The 16,272-nt window shown below is 61.6% G+C and carries 17 protein-coding genes; 16 read left to right on the top strand and 1 reads right to left on the bottom strand.

The genetic code is table 11. The features are described from left to right. Window position 1: 1 nt before the first annotated feature. The 3 genes from ACODR6_RS14455 to murJ all read left to right on the top strand — a co-directional run bounded on the left by ACODR6_RS14455 (window position 2) and on the right by murJ (window position 4,873). Window positions 2-274: a hypothetical protein gene (locus tag ACODR6_RS14455; RefSeq protein ID WP_112713713.1), complete on the top strand. Its 273-nt coding sequence runs from the start codon at window positions 2-4 to the stop codon at window positions 272-274. A 127-nt stretch (window positions 275-401) separates the two neighbouring features. Then, on the top strand, window positions 402-3,296 hold the full coding sequence (locus ACODR6_RS14450; protein ID WP_489022742.1) for a [protein-PII] uridylyltransferase: 2,895 nt from the start codon (window positions 402-404) through the stop codon (window positions 3,294-3,296). Beyond that, a complete protein-coding gene (gene murJ, locus ACODR6_RS14445) occupies window positions 3,293-4,873 on the top strand; it encodes a murein biosynthesis integral membrane protein MurJ (protein ID WP_112713717.1) in 1,581 nt (526 codons plus the stop codon). The genes ACODR6_RS14450 and murJ overlap by 4 nt, the downstream gene beginning before the upstream one ends. Window positions 4,874-4,876: 3 nt before the next feature. On the opposite strand, the gene ACODR6_RS14440 is transcribed toward murJ, so the two are convergent. Next, the gene (locus ACODR6_RS14440; RefSeq protein WP_112713719.1) at window positions 4,877-5,305 is read right to left on the bottom strand and encodes a YcbK family protein; all 429 of its coding nucleotides are present in this window, start codon (window positions 5,303-5,305) and stop codon (window positions 4,877-4,879) included. Window positions 5,306-5,637: 332 nt separating this feature from the next. On the opposite strand from ACODR6_RS14440, the gene ACODR6_RS14435 reads away from it, so the two are divergent. From ACODR6_RS14435 to ACODR6_RS14375, 13 genes are all read left to right on the top strand, one after another. Continuing rightward, window positions 5,638-6,039: a VOC family protein gene (locus tag ACODR6_RS14435; protein WP_489022741.1), complete on the top strand. Its 402-nt coding sequence runs from the start codon at window positions 5,638-5,640 to the stop codon at window positions 6,037-6,039. 91 nt (window positions 6,040-6,130) lie between these two features. Then, complete coding sequence (trpS, locus tag ACODR6_RS14430; protein WP_112713723.1) at window positions 6,131-7,195, top strand: tryptophan--tRNA ligase; 1,065 nt, start codon at window positions 6,131-6,133, stop codon at window positions 7,193-7,195. Window positions 7,196-7,310: 115 nt separating this feature from the next. Beyond that, a complete protein-coding gene (locus ACODR6_RS14425; RefSeq protein WP_489022740.1) occupies window positions 7,311-8,270 on the top strand; it encodes a hypothetical protein in 960 nt (319 codons plus the stop codon). Window positions 8,271-8,330: 60 nt separating this feature from the next. After that, window positions 8,331-8,822 carry a universal stress protein gene (locus tag ACODR6_RS14420; RefSeq protein ID WP_112713727.1) on the top strand — a complete coding sequence of 164 codons (492 nt, stop codon included), beginning with the start codon at window positions 8,331-8,333 and terminating at the stop codon, window positions 8,820-8,822. A 113-nt stretch (window positions 8,823-8,935) separates the two neighbouring features. After that, complete coding sequence (locus tag ACODR6_RS14415) at window positions 8,936-9,502, top strand: NifU family protein (protein WP_112713729.1); 567 nt, start codon at window positions 8,936-8,938, stop codon at window positions 9,500-9,502. 99 nt (window positions 9,503-9,601) lie between these two features. Continuing rightward, complete coding sequence (gene tsaB / locus ACODR6_RS14410; protein ID WP_112713731.1) at window positions 9,602-10,261, top strand: tRNA (adenosine(37)-N6)-threonylcarbamoyltransferase complex dimerization subunit type 1 TsaB; 660 nt, start codon at window positions 9,602-9,604, stop codon at window positions 10,259-10,261. Next, window positions 10,258-10,758 carry a GNAT family N-acetyltransferase gene (locus ACODR6_RS14405; RefSeq protein ID WP_246777525.1) on the top strand — a complete coding sequence of 167 codons (501 nt, stop codon included), beginning with the start codon at window positions 10,258-10,260 and terminating at the stop codon, window positions 10,756-10,758. The genes tsaB and ACODR6_RS14405 overlap by 4 nt, the downstream gene beginning before the upstream one ends. A gap of 38 nt (window positions 10,759-10,796) precedes the next feature. After that, entirely contained in the window at window positions 10,797-11,225 is a 429-nt protein-coding gene (locus ACODR6_RS14400; RefSeq protein WP_112713735.1) for a Fur family transcriptional regulator, read from the top strand. A 30-nt stretch (window positions 11,226-11,255) separates the two neighbouring features. Beyond that, window positions 11,256-12,050: a lyso-ornithine lipid O-acyltransferase gene (gene olsA / locus ACODR6_RS14395; protein ID WP_489022739.1), complete on the top strand. Its 795-nt coding sequence runs from the start codon at window positions 11,256-11,258 to the stop codon at window positions 12,048-12,050. 49 nt (window positions 12,051-12,099) lie between these two features. Next, complete coding sequence (gene miaB, locus ACODR6_RS14390) at window positions 12,100-13,515, top strand: tRNA (N6-isopentenyl adenosine(37)-C2)-methylthiotransferase MiaB (protein ID WP_489022738.1); 1,416 nt, start codon at window positions 12,100-12,102, stop codon at window positions 13,513-13,515. A gap of 23 nt (window positions 13,516-13,538) precedes the next feature. Further along, window positions 13,539-14,591, top strand: a complete 1,053-nt coding sequence (locus ACODR6_RS14385) for a PhoH family protein (RefSeq protein ID WP_489022737.1) — start codon at window positions 13,539-13,541, stop codon at window positions 14,589-14,591. Next, window positions 14,591-15,106: an rRNA maturation RNase YbeY gene (gene ybeY, locus ACODR6_RS14380; protein WP_449098488.1), complete on the top strand. Its 516-nt coding sequence runs from the start codon at window positions 14,591-14,593 to the stop codon at window positions 15,104-15,106. Before ACODR6_RS14385 ends, ybeY begins: the two co-directional genes overlap by 1 nt. Further along, window positions 15,103-16,242 carry a hemolysin family protein gene (locus ACODR6_RS14375; RefSeq protein WP_130279209.1) on the top strand — a complete coding sequence of 380 codons (1,140 nt, stop codon included), beginning with the start codon at window positions 15,103-15,105 and terminating at the stop codon, window positions 16,240-16,242. Before ybeY ends, ACODR6_RS14375 begins: the two co-directional genes overlap by 4 nt. Window positions 16,243-16,272 lie beyond the last annotated feature (30 nt).

Below are 16,272 nucleotides of genomic sequence, written 5' to 3'. Positions count from 1 at the left end.
GATGTTCATGCGCAGCCTCGTTCGTGAGACACAGCGGCTCTCCGATATGTTCACGATCCTCGAAGCGCTTCGTCGCGCCGACGAGCACGGCAATCCGCGCGGCTGGAAATCGCCCTACGGCCTGCTTGAGGTTACCCGCTGCTGCACGCTGATCTGCGAGCTCGCCTCGATGATCGCCAAGGCGGGTTACCGCGAATGCGACCGGCCGACGCTGGAGGCGATCACCCAGGAAGCCCGCCAGGTGCTCTACTCGGTTCAGGCCCAGACGGTCTGACCGCCGGCAATCTGCCAACTTGCGGCAAAGCGCCCCGCCCCGGCGGCTCGCAACACCTTTTCGCCAAAATTAAAGGTTCTTGAGGTATGAAGCCGGTGTCATCAGCCGGGTAGAGAGGCTATATCGCATGCAAACGAAACGAGAGGCGCAGACTGAGCAAGCCGCGCCGCGCGAACACAGCATGGCGAAGCAAGACATCGACTTTTCCGGCATCCTCGATACGGCCTATCTGCAGAGCCAGTGCGATGCCGTGGCCGAAGCCAACAAGAACCGCCCGGACCTTCTGCGCTCGGATCTGCTTGCACTCCTGAAAAAGGCCAGCAACGAGGGCCGCCAGAAGGCCCGCGAGCTGCTCTCGGAAGATGGCGGCGGCCTGCATTGCGCCTACCGTATCTCCTGGCTTCAGGACCAGATCATCACGGTCCTCTATCATTTCACCGTCACGCATATTTTCCCGAAGCAGAAGGACAAGTTCTCGGTCACCGCCGTCGGCGGCTACGGGCGCGACACGCTAGCGCCGGGTTCGGATATCGACCTGCTGTTCCTCTTCCTGCCGAAGCCCGGCGAGGAGACGCACAAGGCCGTCGAGTTCATGCTCTACATTCTGTGGGACATGGGCTTCAAGGTCGGCCATGCGACGCGCACCGTCGAGGAATGCATCGCGCTGTCGAAGTCGGACATGACGATCCGCACGGCGATCCTCGAGATGCGCTATATCTGCGGCTTGCAGTCATTGGAAACCGATCTCGAAGCCCGCTTTGACAAGGAAATCGTCACTGGCACCGGCCCGGAATTCATCGCCGCCAAGCTTGCCGAACGCGACGAGCGCCACCGCAAGGCGGGCGACACGCGCTATCTGGTCGAGCCGAATGTCAAGGAAGGCAAAGGCGGCCTGCGCGACCTGCACACGCTCTTCTGGATCTCGAAATATTATTATCACGTCCGCGATCCCGCCGAACTGATCAAGCTCGGGGTTCTCTCAAAGCAGGAATACCGGCTGCTGATGCGCGCCGAGGACTTCCTCTGGGCGGTGCGCTGCCACATGCATTTCCTGACCAACAAGGCGGAAGAGCGGCTTTCCTTCGACATCCAGCGCGAGATCGCCGAGGCGCTCGGCTATCACGCCCGCCCCGGCCTGTCGGCCGTCGAGCGATTCATGAAGCACTACTTCCTCGTTGCAAAGGATGTCGGCGACCTGACGCGCATTCTCTGCGCGGCGCTTGAGGACCAGCAGGCGAAGTCGATCCCCGGCCTGACAGGCGTGCTCAGCCGCTTTACCCACCGTACCCGCAAGATCGCCGGAAGCGTCGAATTCGTCGAGGATCGCGGCCGCATCACGCTTGCCGACCCCGATGTCTTCAAGCGCGATCCGGTTGCCATCATCCGGCTCTTTCATGTCGCCGATCTGAACGGGCTTGAGTTCCACCCGGATGCCTTGAAGCGCGTCAGCCGCTCGCTCGGGCTGATCGACAACGACCTGCGCGACAATGAGGAAGCAAACCGCCTCTTCCTGTCGATCCTCACCTCGCATCGCGACCCCGCCCTGATCCTGCGCCGGATGAACGAGGCCGGCGTGCTCGGCCGCTTCATTCCCGAATTCGGCAAGATCGTCGCGATGATGCAGTTCAACATGTACCACCACTATACGGTGGACGAACATCTGATCCGCAGCGTTGACGTGCTCTCGGAGATCGACAAGGGCAAGGCGGAAGAGCTGCACCCGCTCTCCAACAAGCTGATGCCGCATATCGAAGACCGGGACTCGCTCTATGTCGCGGTGCTGCTGCACGACATCGCCAAGGGCCGCCAGGAAGATCACTCGATCGCCGGTGCCCGCGTCGCCCGAAAGCTCTGCGCCCGCTTCGGCCTGTCGCAGAAGCAGACGGAGATGGTCGTCTGGCTGATCGAGGAACATCTGACGATGTCGATGGTCGCCCAGACCCGCGACCTGACCGACCGCAAGACGATCACCGATTTTGCCGATCGCGTGCAGTCGCTCGACCGGCTGAAAATGCTGCTGATCCTGACGATCTGCGATATCCGTGCTGTGGGCCCGGGGGTCTGGAACGGCTGGAAGGGCCAGCTGCTGCGCACGCTCTACTATGAAACCGAGCTTCTGCTGGCCGGTGGCTTCTCGGAAGTGTCGCGCAAGGAGCGCGCCGGCTTTGCCGCCGAGGCGCTGTTCAACGCGCTCTCCGAATGGACGCAGAAGGACCGCAAGACTTATACGAAGCTGCACTACCAGCCCTACCTGCTCTCGGTGCCGCTGGAAGACCAGGTGCGCCATGCGCATTTCATCCGCCATGCCGACAAGGCCGGCCAGGCGCTGGCAACAACGGTGCGGACCGACAGCTTCCATGCGATCACCGAAATCACCGTGCTCTCGCCGGACCATCCGCGCCTGCTCGCCGTCATCGCCGGTGCCTGCGCGGCAGCGGGTGCCAATATCGTCGATGCGCAGATCTTCACGACCTCGGACGGACGCGCGCTGGACACGATCCATGTCAGCCGCGAATTCCCGAATGACGAGGACGAGCTTCGCCGTGCCGCCACCATCGGCCGGATGATCGAGGACGTGCTTTCCGGCCGCAAGCGGCTGCCCGAAGTCATCGCCACGCGGACGAAGAACCGCAAGAAGAGCAAGGCCTTCGTCATTCCGCCGTCGGTCAACATCACCAACAACCTGTCGAACAAGTTCACCGTCATCGAGGTCGAGTGCCTCGACCGCGCCGGTCTCCTGTCGGAAATCACCGCGGTGCTTTCCGATCTCTCGCTCGACATTCAATCCGCCCGCATCACCACCTTCGGCGAGAAGGTGATTGACACCTTCTACGTCACCGACCTCGTCGGCCAGAAGATCACCAGCGACAGCAAGCGCTCCAACATCACCGCCCGGCTGAAGGCCGTCATGGCCGGTGAAGAGGACGAGCTGCGCGAACGCATGCCATCCGGCATCATCGCGCCCGCTGCCACGGCACGCTCTTCGCAGCCGAGCGACAAGAAAGCCGGTTCCCCCGCATGAGCCTCGTCAAGAAATTTGCCACCGTCGGCGGCGCCACGCTCGGCAGCCGCATCTTCGGTTTTGCCCGTGAAACGCTGATGGCCGCAGCCCTCGGGACCGGTCCGATGGCCGACGTGTTCTACGCCGCCTTCCGCTTTCCGAACCTCTTCCGGCGCCTGTTTGCCGAGGGCGCTTTCAACGCCGCCTTCGTGCCGCTGTTTGCCAAGGAGATCGAGGCGAACGGCACCGACGGCGCCAAGCGCTTCTCGGAAGAAGTCTTCGGCGTGCTCTTCTCGGTACTGCTGCTCATCACCATCGTGATGGAGCTCTGCATGCCGCTTCTGGTGCGCTTCATCATCGCGCCCGGCTTCACCGACGATCCGGACAAGTTCTCGATCACCGTGCGCATGGCGGCGGTGATGTTCCCTTATCTGATGTGCATGTCGCTGACGGCGATGATGAGCGGGATGCTGAACTCGCTGCATCACTTCTTCGCCGCCGCGGTCGCGCCCGTCTTCCTGAACGTCGTGATGATCGGCGCGCTGTTCTATGCGCTCTACACCGGCTCGGAGCCGCTGCAGACGGCTTGGTATCTCTCCTGGGGCGTTCTCGCGGCCGGTATTCTGCAGCTCGCCGTCGTCTATCTCGGCGTCATCCATGCCGGCATGAGCATCGGCCTTCGCCGCCCGCGCATGACGCCCAACGTCAAGCGGCTGCTGATCCTCGCGGTGCCCGCAGCCGTCACCGGCGGCATCACGCAGATCAACCAGATGATCGGCCAGGCGATCGCCTCGTCTCGCGAAGGCGCGATCGCGGCGCTTCAGTATGCCGACCGCATCTACCAGCTTCCCCTCGGCGTCGTCGGCGTCGCGGTTGGCGTGGTATTGCTGCCGGAACTGGCGCGTGCGCTGAAGGGCGGCAATCTGCGCGAGGCAGGCAACCTGCAGAACCGGTCGATCGAATTCGTGCTGTTCCTGACGATCCCGGCTGCCTTCGCGCTCTGGATCCTCTCCGACGAAATCATCCGCGTGCTCTACGAGCGTGGCGCCTTCCATCAGGAAAACACCCTGATTGTCGGCTCCATCCTGGCGATCTACGGCATCGGCCTCCCGGCCTTCGTGCTGATCAAGGCGCTGCAACCCGGCTTCTACGCCCGCGAGGACACCAAGACACCGATGCGCTTCTCGGCGATCGCGGTCGGCGTCAACTGCGCGACGGCGCTGACGCTGTTCCCCTATCTCGGCGCTCCCGGCATCGCGGTCGCCGAAGCGACGGCGGGGTGGATCAGCACGGTCCTGCTTTTCGTAACGCTGCTGCGCCGCGGGCATCTGGCCTGGGAATGGGCGCTGGCGCGGCGGGCCGCTCTGCTCGTCGTCTCGGCCGCCGTCATGGGTGCCGTCATCATCTATCTGCAGCATCGCTGGGCGCCGTCGCTCGCATCAGACGCGCATCTGACGACGAAGGTCGGCACGCTCGGTCTGCTGATCGGCATTTCCATGATCGTCTATTTCGCGACAGCATTCCTGATCGGCGGCGCCGATCTCGGCATGATCCGCCGCAACCTCAACCGCAAGCCCGCACCCTCGACCGAAGGCTGAGGCTCAACAATAGGTCCAGCGCCGCTTCGGCCCGGTATCGACATGAACGATACCGTTGCAATAGCGGCCGATACCGCCAATACCCGGTGCGCTCTGAGCGGCGGCAATGACCACGCGCTCGGAAACGCCGGGCACTCGGATATCGGCGGCATTGCAATGCCGGTGCTGTGAGTGCGAGCGGCCGGAATGCGGCCGGAAGCCCGATGTCACCATCGGCCGGCGTCCGGTTTTTGCGGCGATATGCGCGAGAATTCCTCTCAGCCGCGGTGGGAAACAGCCGACACGGACGCTGACGGTCTGCACAGTATAGGCGGAATTGGCGCTGTTCTTCAGCAGTCTGACGGATGGCTTCTTGGCTGTCTGGGCATTGGCGTTGAGGCAACAGGACACGGCGAACAGGCCGGCGAGCGCCAGGGATAGAATGGTATGCATCGACGTCCCTCCGGAAAGGGCCGGGCTGAAGGGGCGCTGCCCGGCCGGATGGCGGGAGGAACGTTGGTTTCAATTGTGACCATTTTGTGAAATTTTCTACTAATTCAAAATGTGAAAATCCCTCATTTATAGGATATCGCTGTTTTCAACATAGCTATTTATGAGTATAAAATACTCCCGACACCCAAAACGGAATCAATGCGTTGAAGGCGGCGTGCATAGCCCATTCGAAATCGCGGAAGACGCGCGAAAAATGCGGTGTGGCGGCTCAAAAAAGTTTAAGAGAGTGATCTTCAACCCGTTGAAATGCCTCGAACCAGGAGCCCGGACCGATGCAATCGCTGTTTCTCGTCACGCTTGTCGTCGATGATTACGATCGCGCCAAAGCTTTCTATTGCGGTGCGCTCGGCTTCGACTGCCAGCAAGACGAGGCAATGCCGGATGGCAAGCGATGGGTGGTGGTGAAGCCGCGTGACGGTGATGGAGCGGCGTTCTTGCTGGCACAGGCAGCGGACGACAGGCAGAAGGCTGCGATCGGCAACCAGACCGGCGGACGCGTCGGCTTCTTCCTGAAGACCGATGATTTCGCGCGCGACCACGCGGCAATGACGGCCGCCGGCGTCCGCTTTCTGGAAGAGCCGCGGCACGAGGTTTACGGCACCGTCGCGGTGTTTTCGGATCCTTACGGCAACACCTTCGACCTCATCCAACACGCCGCACCCGCGGCCTCTTGATTGCCGCCCTTGGCGCGTGCATAAGCGCGCCCGTTAGCAACATGGGCCATTGGCCCTGGGGCCCTCCACCAGCCTAATCGAGGACATCATCATGGGCGAATTCAAGAAGCTCGTTTTCTCCGGCGTTCAGCCGACCGGCAATCTGCATCTCGGCAATTATCTCGGCGCGATCCGCAAGTTCGTGGCGCTGCAGGACGGTAATGACTGCATCTATTGCGTCGTCGATCTGCACTCGATCACCGCACAGCTCGTGCATGAAGATCTTCGCGGCCAGATCCGCTCGATCGCCGCCGCCTTCATCGCATCCGGCATCGACCCCGAGAAGCACATCGTCTTCAACCAGTCCGCCGTGCCGCAGCATGCCGAGCTCGCCTGGATCTTCAATTGCGTCGCCCGCATCGGCTGGATGAACCGCATGACGCAGTTCAAGGACAAGGCCGGCAAGGACCGCGAGAATGCCTCGCTCGGTCTGCTCGCCTATCCGAGCCTGATGGCTGCCGACATCCTCGTCTATCGCGGCACGCATGTTCCTGTCGGCGACGACCAGAAGCAGCATCTTGAGCTGGCGCGCGATATCGCCATGAAGTTCAACCTCGACTACCAGGATCATATCCGGCGCGCCGGTCACGGCACCGACATCACCGTCGGCGACGAGCCCGTGCACGCCTATTTCCCGATGGTCGAGCCGCTGATCGATGGCCCCGCGCCGCGCGTCATGTCGCTGCGCGACGGTACCAAGAAGATGTCGAAGTCCGATCCGTCGGATCTGTCGCGCATCAACCTGATGGACGACGAGGACGCGATCTCGAAGAAAATCCGCAAGGCCAAGACCGATCCGGATGGTTTGCCGAGCGAACTCGAAGGCCTGAAGGGCCGCCCGGAAGCCGACAACCTCGTCGGCATCTATGCGGCACTTGCCGACAAGACGAAGGCGCAGGTTCTGGCCGAATTCGGCGGCCAGCAGTTCTCCGTCTTCAAGCCGGCGCTGATCGATCTCTCCGTTCAGGTGCTTTCGCCGATCACCGCCGAAATGCGCCGCCTGATGGACGATACGAGCCATATCGACGCGATCCTGCGCAATGGCGGCGAACGCGCCCGCGCCCGCGCCGAGGCAACGATGAAGGACGTCCGCGACATCATCGGCTTCCTCTACTAGCAGATAGCGAGCCGGGCTTTGCAAGCCCGGCTCAAGCTCTCCCTCCTATGGTATGAGACAGGCCGCTGCGGTGCCGCAGCCGCAGTCCAGCAATCACATGCCATAGGGAATATCGATGACCCCGTTTGCCGCTATGCAGGCCGCTACGTATCTGCCCGATGCCGCGACTGTTGCCGCAAAGGCGTCGCAGAGCGGATGCCTGGTCTACCAGCCCTACCTCAACAGCGACCAGCGGGCGTCTCTCCATCCTGACGCGATCGCCTTCGATATCTCGTTCAATACGGATGCCAGTACCCGCGAGTACGAGCTTTTCCACACCCTCTACGACCACCACAAGGCTATCGGTCTTGATCGGGAGGCGTTCTGGGGTCTGGTCTCAAGCAAATTCGAACTGAAGGCTGCGACGTCATTTTCGCATTTCGCATCGGAAGCAGCGAAGGCCAAGGACGCCGGATTCGATTGCTATATCTACAATCCCATGCTGGCGAATGCCGCGATCTACATCAATGTATGGGAGCAAGGCATAGCGACCGGCCATACCGGCCTGGACAGGATCTGCGAGTATCTCGGCAACAAAGGCTACCCTGTCGTTCAGCCGCAGGGGCAGGATACGTTCTTTCTGTGCAACTACGTCTGCGGCAACGAGCGCTTCTGGCGTGGTTACTTCTCCTATTGCGAAGCCGTTCTCTACGGCCTCGATCAGGAAGCCGGCATGGGCCGTCCGGCAGGCCTCGCCTATCGCGGCGTCGCCAATTATGCCCGTGACAGAGGCGCCGGAATGCGGCCATTCGTGATCGAACGCCTGCTCGGCCTCTATGTGCAGACCGCGAGCGCCGAGGGACTGAAAGTCGCGACGTTCAAACCTCAGCCTGAGGATTTCGACCGAAAGTTCGGCCATCGGCTGGGACCGGTGCTTTCCAAGCTTTTCCATGAAAAGAACGAGGCGCTCGCCAGCAACCATCCTGTTCGCATCGAGGCCTGGAAGCAGGCGCGGCTCGCGATCACCTCGCGATCGGTGCTCGCGCTTCACGCCGACGACCCGCCGAACTGGCTGCCCAATGTCACTGGACCCTGAACATTGAGTTCACAGGCCGGGGCTTGCAAATTTTCGGGTTAGGGTGTCAGAGTCCGCGCCATGGTATCAAAGCGACTCTCACGTCTCGAAGGTCATCGCCGCAAATTCATGGCGGTCATTGACGGTACACCCGAATGCCAGCGTGCCGTCCACTATGCCGGCCGGCGCGCCAAGAACTCGAATGGCGGTCTCGTTCTCGTCTATGTGATCCCGGAAGGCGATTTCCAGCAGTGGCTGGGGGTCGAGGAGATCATGCGTGCCGAGGCGCGCGAAGAGGCGGAAGCCGTGGTCGCCAAGTCGGCGCAGGTCGTGCGCGAGACGATCGGTATCGAACCGGAAATCGTCATTCGCGAAGGCAGCGCCGCCGAGCAGATCAACATGGTAATCGAGGAAGACCGGGACATCGCGATCCTGGTGCTTGCGGCGAGCTCCGCGAAAGAGGGACCGGGACCGCTCGTATCCTCCGTCGCCGGCAAGGGCGCGGCCTTTCCGATCCCGGTAACAGTGCTGCCCGATACATTGACCAACGAAGAGTTGGACGCGCTGGCCTAAACCAGCAATTCTGGAGTCATTATCTCTTGAATGGCGCGTCCAAACGGCCTATTTTCTTTTGAAGAATTCTAAAGACGGTACCGAGCGACGGCTTGGCCCGCATGGAGAGCGAAATGTTCATTCAGACCGAAGCCACCCCGAACCCCGCCACGCAGAAGTTTCTGCCGGGCAAGGTGGTGATGGAGAACGGCACGGCCGAATTCCGCAGCGCGGAAGAAGCCCAGGCTTCGCCGCTCGCCGCGCGCCTCTTCGAAATCCCGGGCGTGACCGGCGTCTATTTCGGCTATGATTTCATCTCCGTCTCCAAGGACAATGCCGAGTGGCAGCACCTGAAGCCGGCTATCCTCGGCTCGATCATGGAGCATTTCATGTCCGGCAAGCCGGTCATGGGCGACGCCTCCATTCTCTCCGAAGATGCCGATGCCGGCGACGAGTTCTTCGATGCCGGCGACGAGTCGATCGTCCTGACGATCAAGGAACTGCTCGATACCCGCGTGCGTCCGGCCGTTGCGCAGGATGGCGGCGACATCACCTTCCGCGGCTTCAAGGACGGCAAGGTCTATCTCAACATGAAGGGCTCCTGCTCGGGTTGCCCCTCCTCCACCGCGACGCTGAAGCATGGCGTTCAGAACCTGCTTCGCCACTTCGTTCCCGAAGTGCAGGAAGTGGTCGCGGCCTAAACAGCAGTATTTGCGCATGAATTCACCCGGCCGGGCTATTGCAGCACGGCCGGATGAATTTATTCTGCGCGCGGAAGAATTTATTCGGAAATTGATGGCATGATTGTTCTGGCGCTCGACACGGCAGGTGTGGATTGCGCTGCCGCTGTTTATGACAGCGGTAGTGATACGATGCTGGGGGAGGCATCGGACATGATTGGAAAGGGGCATGCAGAACATCTGATGGGCATCGTCGACCGCGTGCTGGCGCAGGCGGGAAAGAAGCTCGCGATGGTCGAACGCATTGCCGTCACGATCGGTCCAGGCTCGTTTACCGGTATCCGCGTCGGTGTTGCCGCAGCGCGCGGCTTTGCCCTCGCCCTGAATATCCCGACCGTTGGCATCACCACGCTCGAAACCATGGCCGCAGCCCAGCGCGTGAAAACGCCCGGCCGCGCCGTACTCGCAGCGATGGATGCCAAGCGCGGTGAAATCTATCTGCAGAGCTTTTCGGCCGAGGGCGAGCCTCTCGACGATCCCCGCGCCGTCACCATCGAGGAAGCGCAAGCCTTCGCCTCGACCTTCGATGGCGAGATCACCGGTTCCGCAGCACCATTGCTGCGCCCCGAACTGACTGGCGACTACGCCAATTCCTTCCCCATCTCGTTCGTGGCGCGCCTCGGCGCTGCCGCCGACCCGTCTTCCGGAAAGCCGAAGCCCCTTTATCTGCGTGGACCTGACGCCAAGCCACAGGCGGGGTTTGCGATTGCGCGAGTATGACAATGCTGGAAGCCTATCTGACGCTTAAGCCGGAATTCGAGATTGTCCCCATGGACGGCGACGACTGCCACGCCGTTGCCGTGCTGCATGGCGAACGCTTTGCCCGCCCCTGGGGCGATGGCGAATTTCACAGCCTGCTCAGCCAGGACAATGTCTTCGGCTTCGTGGCGCGCCAGACCAATGCTTTCCTCAAGAAGCCGCTGCCCGGTTTCGTGCTCGCCCGCCAGGTTGCCGGAGAGGCCGAAATCCTGACGGTCGCCGTGCAGGCCAAGGCCGCGCGTTCCGGTCTCGGCTGGCGGCTGATGCAGGCTGCGATGCGAGAAGCCCATGCGCGCGGCGGCGAAAGCCTGTTCCTCGAAGTCGATGCGGGCAACGCACCGGCGCTCGGTCTCTACCGCAAGCTCGGCTTCGAGAAGGTCGGCGAGCGCCGCGGCTATTACAAGGACGACAAGGGTGCTGTTTCCACGGCGCTTGTCATGAAGCGCGTTCTTCGCTAGTTCCCTTGCGGAACTGGAATCTGTTGTGAAGGCCGCCAATGACCGACGTAGCCAAGACCCTTGAGGAGCTATGCGCCGAACGCGGCATGCGGATGACCGAGCAGCGCCGCGTCATTGCCCGCATTCTCGAAGAATCTGCGGATCATCCCGACGTCGAAGAGCTCTATCGCCGCTCCGTGAAAGTCGATGCCAAGATCTCGATCTCGACGGTCTACCGCACCGTCAAGCTGTTCGAGGACGCCGGCATCATTGCCCGTCACGACTTCCGCGACGGCCGCTCGCGCTATGAGACGGTGCCGGAAGAGCATCACGATCACCTGATCGACCTGAAGAACGGCGTCGTCATCGAGTTCCGCTCGCCGGAGATCGAGGCGCTGCAGGAACGGATCGCCCGCGAGCATGGCTTCAAGCTGGTCGATCACCGGCTGGAGCTCTATGGCATCCCGCTGAAGAAAGACGAACGCTGATCTGATGACCGCAGCAGAAGGCCTCCGCTGATGGTGTGGGTGCGCATGATCTATGCCGCCGTCGTCATTGCGCTGGCGAGCATCCTGCTGATGCCTTTCCAGCTGCTGGCGCTTAAATTCGACTGGAAGCTCCGCCGCACGCTGCCGCGCGTATGGCACAAATTCGCCTGCCACGCCCTGGGGATCCGGGTCAGGGTCAAGGGTAACCTTGAAACCCGCCGTCCGCTGATGCTCTGCGTCAACCACGCCTCCTGGATGGATATCATGGTGATGTCGTCGGTGGCCGACGTCGCCTTCATCGCTAAGATCGAAGTCAGCGGCTGGCCGGTATTCGGCCATCTCGCCAAGCTGCAGAAGAGCGTCTTCATTGTCCGCGAGGAAAAGCGCAACACTGGCAACCAGGCGAACGAGATCGCCGGGCGCATGGCCGATGGCGAGATCATCGTGCTCTTCCCTGAAGGCACGACCTCCGACGGCAACCGGCTGCTCGAGGTGAAGTCCTCTCTCTTCGGCGCCGCCGCGATGGCCGTGCCGCACTCCCCGAATGGCTCGGTTTTCGTCCAGCCTGTAGCGATCGCCTATACTGGTGTTCATGGCATCGCGATGGGCCGCTATCACCGCCCGCTGGCGGGCTGGCCGGGTGATGTCGAGCTGATGCCGCATCTCCTCGACGTTCTCAGAATGGGCGCGCTCGATGCCGAAGTGAGCTTCGGCGAGCCGGTCGATTACCGTGCGGATTCGAAGCGCAAGGATGTCAGTGCGACGATCGCGCAGCGCATCCGCGCGATGCTGAACAGCAGCCTGCGCGGCCGCGACATCGCCTGAGACAAGATTTCGATTTTCTAGCGGGCAAAAAACCACTAAATAGCCCGCCATGACCCAAGACAGCGCCCTTCTTCAGGCCACGGAGCAGCTCCCGAGCGAGAGCCTCCGCGATGGCAGCAACAGCCGCAAGGTCTTCATCAAGACCTATGGCTGTCAGATGAACGTCTACGACTCGACGCGCATGAGCGACGCTCTGGCCCGCGACGGCTATGAACCGACAGAGGATATGGAAGAGGCCGACCTCGTCCTGCTCAATACCTGTCATATCCGTGAGAAGGCAGCGGAGAAGGTCTATTCCGCCCTCGGCCGCCTGCGGGAAATGAAAAAGAAGAAGGCTGCCGCCGGCAAGGAGATGATGATCGGCGTTGCCGGTTGCGTCGCCCAGGCCGAAGGTGAAGAGATCCTGCGCCGCGCGCCGGCCGTCGATGTCGTCATTGGCCCTCAGACCTATCACCGTCTGCCGGAAGCGCTGCGCAAGGCCAAGGAAGGCCAGCGGATCGTCGATACGGAATATGCTCTTGAAGACAAGTTCGAGCATCTGCCGATCGCCGAAACGAAGAAGATCCGCTCGCGCGGCGTCACTTCGTTCCTGACCGTTCAGGAAGGCTGCGACAAGTTCTGCACCTTCTGTGTCGTACCCTATACGCGCGGCTCGGAAGTTTCGCGTTCTGTTGCGCAGATCGTTGATGAAGCCGAGAAGCTCGTCGAGGGCGGCGTGCGCGAAATCACCCTGCTCGGCCAGAACGTCAATGCCTGGCATGGCGTCGGCCCGAACGGCGAAGAATGGAGCCTCGGCGACCTTCTTTACCGCCTCGCCGACATCCCCGGCCTGGCGCGCCTGCGCTACACGACCAGCCATCCGCGCGACATGGACGACCGGCTGATCGAGGCGCATCGCGATCTGCGGGCGCTGATGCCCTATCTGCATCTGCCGGTTCAGGCCGGATCGGACCGCATTCTCAAAGCCATGAACCGCCGCCATACGGCTGCCGAGTATCTGGCGCTGATCGAGCGTATCCGTACCGCGCGGCCCGATATAGCTCTTTCGGGTGACTTCATCGTCGGATTCCCGGGGGAGACAGAGGCCGATTTTGAGGATACACTCAAGCTTGTCGAGGAAGTGCGCTATGCGCAGGCTTTCTCGTTCAAATATTCGACACGTCCGGGTACGCCCGGCGCTGACTTGAAGGACCAGGTGCCCGAAGAGATCAAGGCAGAAAGGCTCGAACGCCTGCAGGCGCTTCTCTTGAAGCAGCAGCAGGAATTTGCCGAATCCTGCGTCGGTAAAACGATTGATCTGTTGCTCGAAAAGCCCGGTCGCATGGAAGGACAGCTTATTGGGCGTTCTCCCTGGCTTCAGTCTGTGAATGTTGATGCAAAAGCATCGCAAATCGGTGACATTATTAAAGTGCGAATCACCGGAACCGGAACCAACAGCCTGTTTGCCGAATTTGCAGAGGGCTGAGGTTCAACAAGGAGCTCGACCGCTTGAACGGACAAGAATTGGTTTCTTCTTCACCGCGCCACCCACGCATTGCGAGCGACGCCAATCACTTTGTCCTGACGTTCGAGAACAACCGGTTCGCCAGCGAACTTTTTGGTCAGTTCGATCAGAACCTTAAGCTGCTTGAAGAGCGGCTTCACATCGACGCACGCGCCCGCGGCAATTCCGTCGTCATCACCGGAGACGTGATCGCCACCAACCAGGCGCGTCGCACGCTCGATTATCTCTATGAAAAGCTTCAGAAAGGTGGCAGCGTGGAACGATCTGACGTCGAAGGTGCGATCCGCATGGCCGTTGCCGCCGACGACCAGCTGAGCCTGCCGACGATGGAAAAGAAAGCCAAGCTGACCATGGCGCAGATTTCGACGCGCAAGAAGACGATCATCGCACGAACGCCAACGCAGGACGCTTACATGCGTGCGCTGGAGCGCAACGAGCTGGTCTTCGGCGTCGGCCCGGCCGGTACTGGCAAGACCTACCTCGCTGTCGCGCAAGCCGCCCAGCTTCTGGAGCGCGGCGCCGTCGAGAAGATCATCCTGACGCGTCCGGCCGTCGAAGCCGGCGAGCGCCTGGGTTTCCTGCCCGGCGACATGAAGGAAAAGGTCGATCCCTATCTGCGTCCGCTCTATGACGCGCTCTACGACATGATCCCGGGCGACAAGGTGGAGCGGGCGATCACTGCCGGCGTCATCGAAATCGCCCCGCTCGCCTTCATGCGCGGCCGCACGCTCTCCAACGCCGCGATCATCCTCGACGAAGCGCAGAACACGACATCCATGCAGATGAAGATGTTTCTGACGCGTCTCGGCGAGAATTCGCGGATGATGATCACCGGCGACCCGAGCCAGATCGACTTGCCGCGCGGCATCAAGTCGGGCCTTGTCGAGGCTCTGCGCCTCCTGAATGAAGTCGAGGGCATCTCGACCGTCCGCTTCAAGGATGCAGACGTCGTGCGCCATCCGCTGGTCGGCCGCATCGTACGCGCCTATGACGCGACCTATACGGCGCGCGAAGAAGACGCGGTCAATCAGGACTGATGACCCTGCTCGATATTCAGATCAGTGTGGAGGAAGGCGGCTGGCCTTCCGAGGATGAGCTGCAGCCTCTGGCCGAACGCGTGCTGGAGGCGGCTGCGGGTCACCTGAAGACGCACGCCAAGCAGAAGTTTCCGAAGATGGCGACGGAGCTGTCTCTGGTCTTCACCGACGACGAATCCATCCGGGCGATCAATGCCGAATGGCGCCAGAAGGACAAGGCGACGAACGTGTTGTCCTTCCCGGCCTTTCCGATCACGCCCGGCAAGATGCCGGGGCCGATGCTCGGGGATATCATCATCGCCAGGGAAACCGTCGAGCGCGAAGCTGCCGAGCTCGAAAAGCCCTTCGACGACCATCTGACGCATCTGATGGTACATGGTTTCTTGCATCTGTTCGGCTACGACCATATGAATAATGCAGAAGCCGAAATTATGGAGGGGTTGGAGACTCGCATTTTGGCGGATCTCGGCCTATCTGACCCATACGAGGGTCAAGACCTTAAATTGGAACCATGAGCGACTTTACAGCAAAACCCGCGGCAGACACCAAGGATGCCGACCAATCTTCCTCCTCAGACGAAGGCGGAAGTAGTAGACACTCCGGACGATCTTTCTGGGCACGCGCAGCCCGCATCCTCCGGCCACAGCAAGGCTCGCGCCTGCGCGAAGACATTGCCGACGCGCTGATGACCAGCGATACCGGCGATGACGCCTTTTCGCCCGACGAGCGGGCGATGCTTCACAACATCCTGCGCTTCCGCGAAGTCCGTGTCGCCGACGTCATGGTGCCACGCGCCGATATCGAGGCCGTCGACCAGACGATCACGATCGGCGAGCTGATGATCCTCTTCGAAGAGTCCGGCCGCTCGCGCATGCCCGTCTATGCCGATACGCTCGACGATCCGCGCGGCATGGTCCATATCCGCGACCTTCTCTCGTATGTCGCCAAGCAGGCGCGCAACAAGCGCCGCGCCGGCGCCAAGACCAAGGCTGCCGAGCCGCTGGTCGAGATCGCGCCCGAAAACATCCAGAAGCTGAGCCGCGCCGCAAAGCCGAATTTCGATCTGGCGCGCGTCGACCTGCAGAAGACGCTCTCCGAGGCCGGAATCATCCGCAAGATCCTGTTCGTGCCCCCGTCGATGCTCGCATCGGACCTGCTGCGCCGCATGCAGGTCAACCGCACGCAGATGGCGCTTGTCATCGACGAGTACGGCGGCACCGATGGTCTCGCCTCGCATGAGGACATCGTCGAAATGGTCGTCGGCGACATCGACGACGAGCATGACGACGACGAAGTGATGTTCAAGCGCGTCTCCGAAGACATGTTCGTTGCTGACGCGCGCGTCGAGCTGGAAGAGATCGCAGCAGCCATCGGCCCGGATTTCGACATTGCCGAACAGGTGGACGAGGTCGATACGCTCGGCGGCCTGATCTTCTCGGCGCTCGGACGCATCCCGGTGCGCGGCGAAGTCGTTCAGGCGCTGCCGGATTTCGAGTTTCACATCCTCGATGCCGATCCGCGGCGCATCAAGCGCGTGCGCATCACGCGCAAGCGCCAGGCGATACGCCGCCGCGTGAAGGCGGATGGTGACGGCGTTGGTGGCTCGGAGCAGGGCGACGACAGGCCCGCGGAATCTTCTGCGGCAAACTGAGTGCCCGTAAAGCACGACAAACAGCTGCTT

It is taken from the genome of Rhizobium sp. FG96 (assembly GCF_057808655.1).
Note: the sequence above shows the minus strand (reverse complement) of the source record. Positions and strands in the feature narration are given on the sequence as shown.

Coding starts and splice junctions, on each gene's coding strand:
- ACODR6_RS14425 (WP_489022740.1), top strand. CDS start 7,311: ATGACCCCGTTTGCCGCTATGCAGGCCGCTACGTATCTGCCCGATGCC.
- murJ (WP_112713717.1), top strand. CDS start 3,293: ATGAGCCTCGTCAAGAAATTTGCCACCGTCGGCGGCGCCACGCTCGGC.
- ACODR6_RS14440 (WP_112713719.1), bottom strand. CDS start 5,305: ATGCATACCATTCTATCCCTGGCGCTCGCCGGCCTGTTCGCCGTGTCC.
- miaB (WP_489022738.1), top strand. CDS start 12,100: ATGACCCAAGACAGCGCCCTTCTTCAGGCCACGGAGCAGCTCCCGAGC.
- ACODR6_RS14405 (WP_246777525.1), top strand. CDS start 10,258: ATGACAATGCTGGAAGCCTATCTGACGCTTAAGCCGGAATTCGAGATT.
- trpS (WP_112713723.1), top strand. CDS start 6,131: ATGGGCGAATTCAAGAAGCTCGTTTTCTCCGGCGTTCAGCCGACCGGC.
- ACODR6_RS14420 (WP_112713727.1), top strand. CDS start 8,331: ATGGTATCAAAGCGACTCTCACGTCTCGAAGGTCATCGCCGCAAATTC.
- ACODR6_RS14415 (WP_112713729.1), top strand. CDS start 8,936: ATGTTCATTCAGACCGAAGCCACCCCGAACCCCGCCACGCAGAAGTTT.
- tsaB (WP_112713731.1), top strand. CDS start 9,602: ATGATTGTTCTGGCGCTCGACACGGCAGGTGTGGATTGCGCTGCCGCT.
- ACODR6_RS14375 (WP_130279209.1), top strand. CDS start 15,103: ATGAGCGACTTTACAGCAAAACCCGCGGCAGACACCAAGGATGCCGAC.
- ACODR6_RS14455 (WP_112713713.1), top strand. CDS start 2: ATGTTCATGCGCAGCCTCGTTCGTGAGACACAGCGGCTCTCCGATATG.
- ACODR6_RS14450 (WP_489022742.1), top strand. CDS start 402: ATGCAAACGAAACGAGAGGCGCAGACTGAGCAAGCCGCGCCGCGCGAA.
- ybeY (WP_449098488.1), top strand. CDS start 14,591: ATGACCCTGCTCGATATTCAGATCAGTGTGGAGGAAGGCGGCTGGCCT.
- olsA (WP_489022739.1), top strand. CDS start 11,256: ATGGTGTGGGTGCGCATGATCTATGCCGCCGTCGTCATTGCGCTGGCG.
- ACODR6_RS14400 (WP_112713735.1), top strand. CDS start 10,797: ATGACCGACGTAGCCAAGACCCTTGAGGAGCTATGCGCCGAACGCGGC.
- ACODR6_RS14435 (WP_489022741.1), top strand. CDS start 5,638: ATGCAATCGCTGTTTCTCGTCACGCTTGTCGTCGATGATTACGATCGC.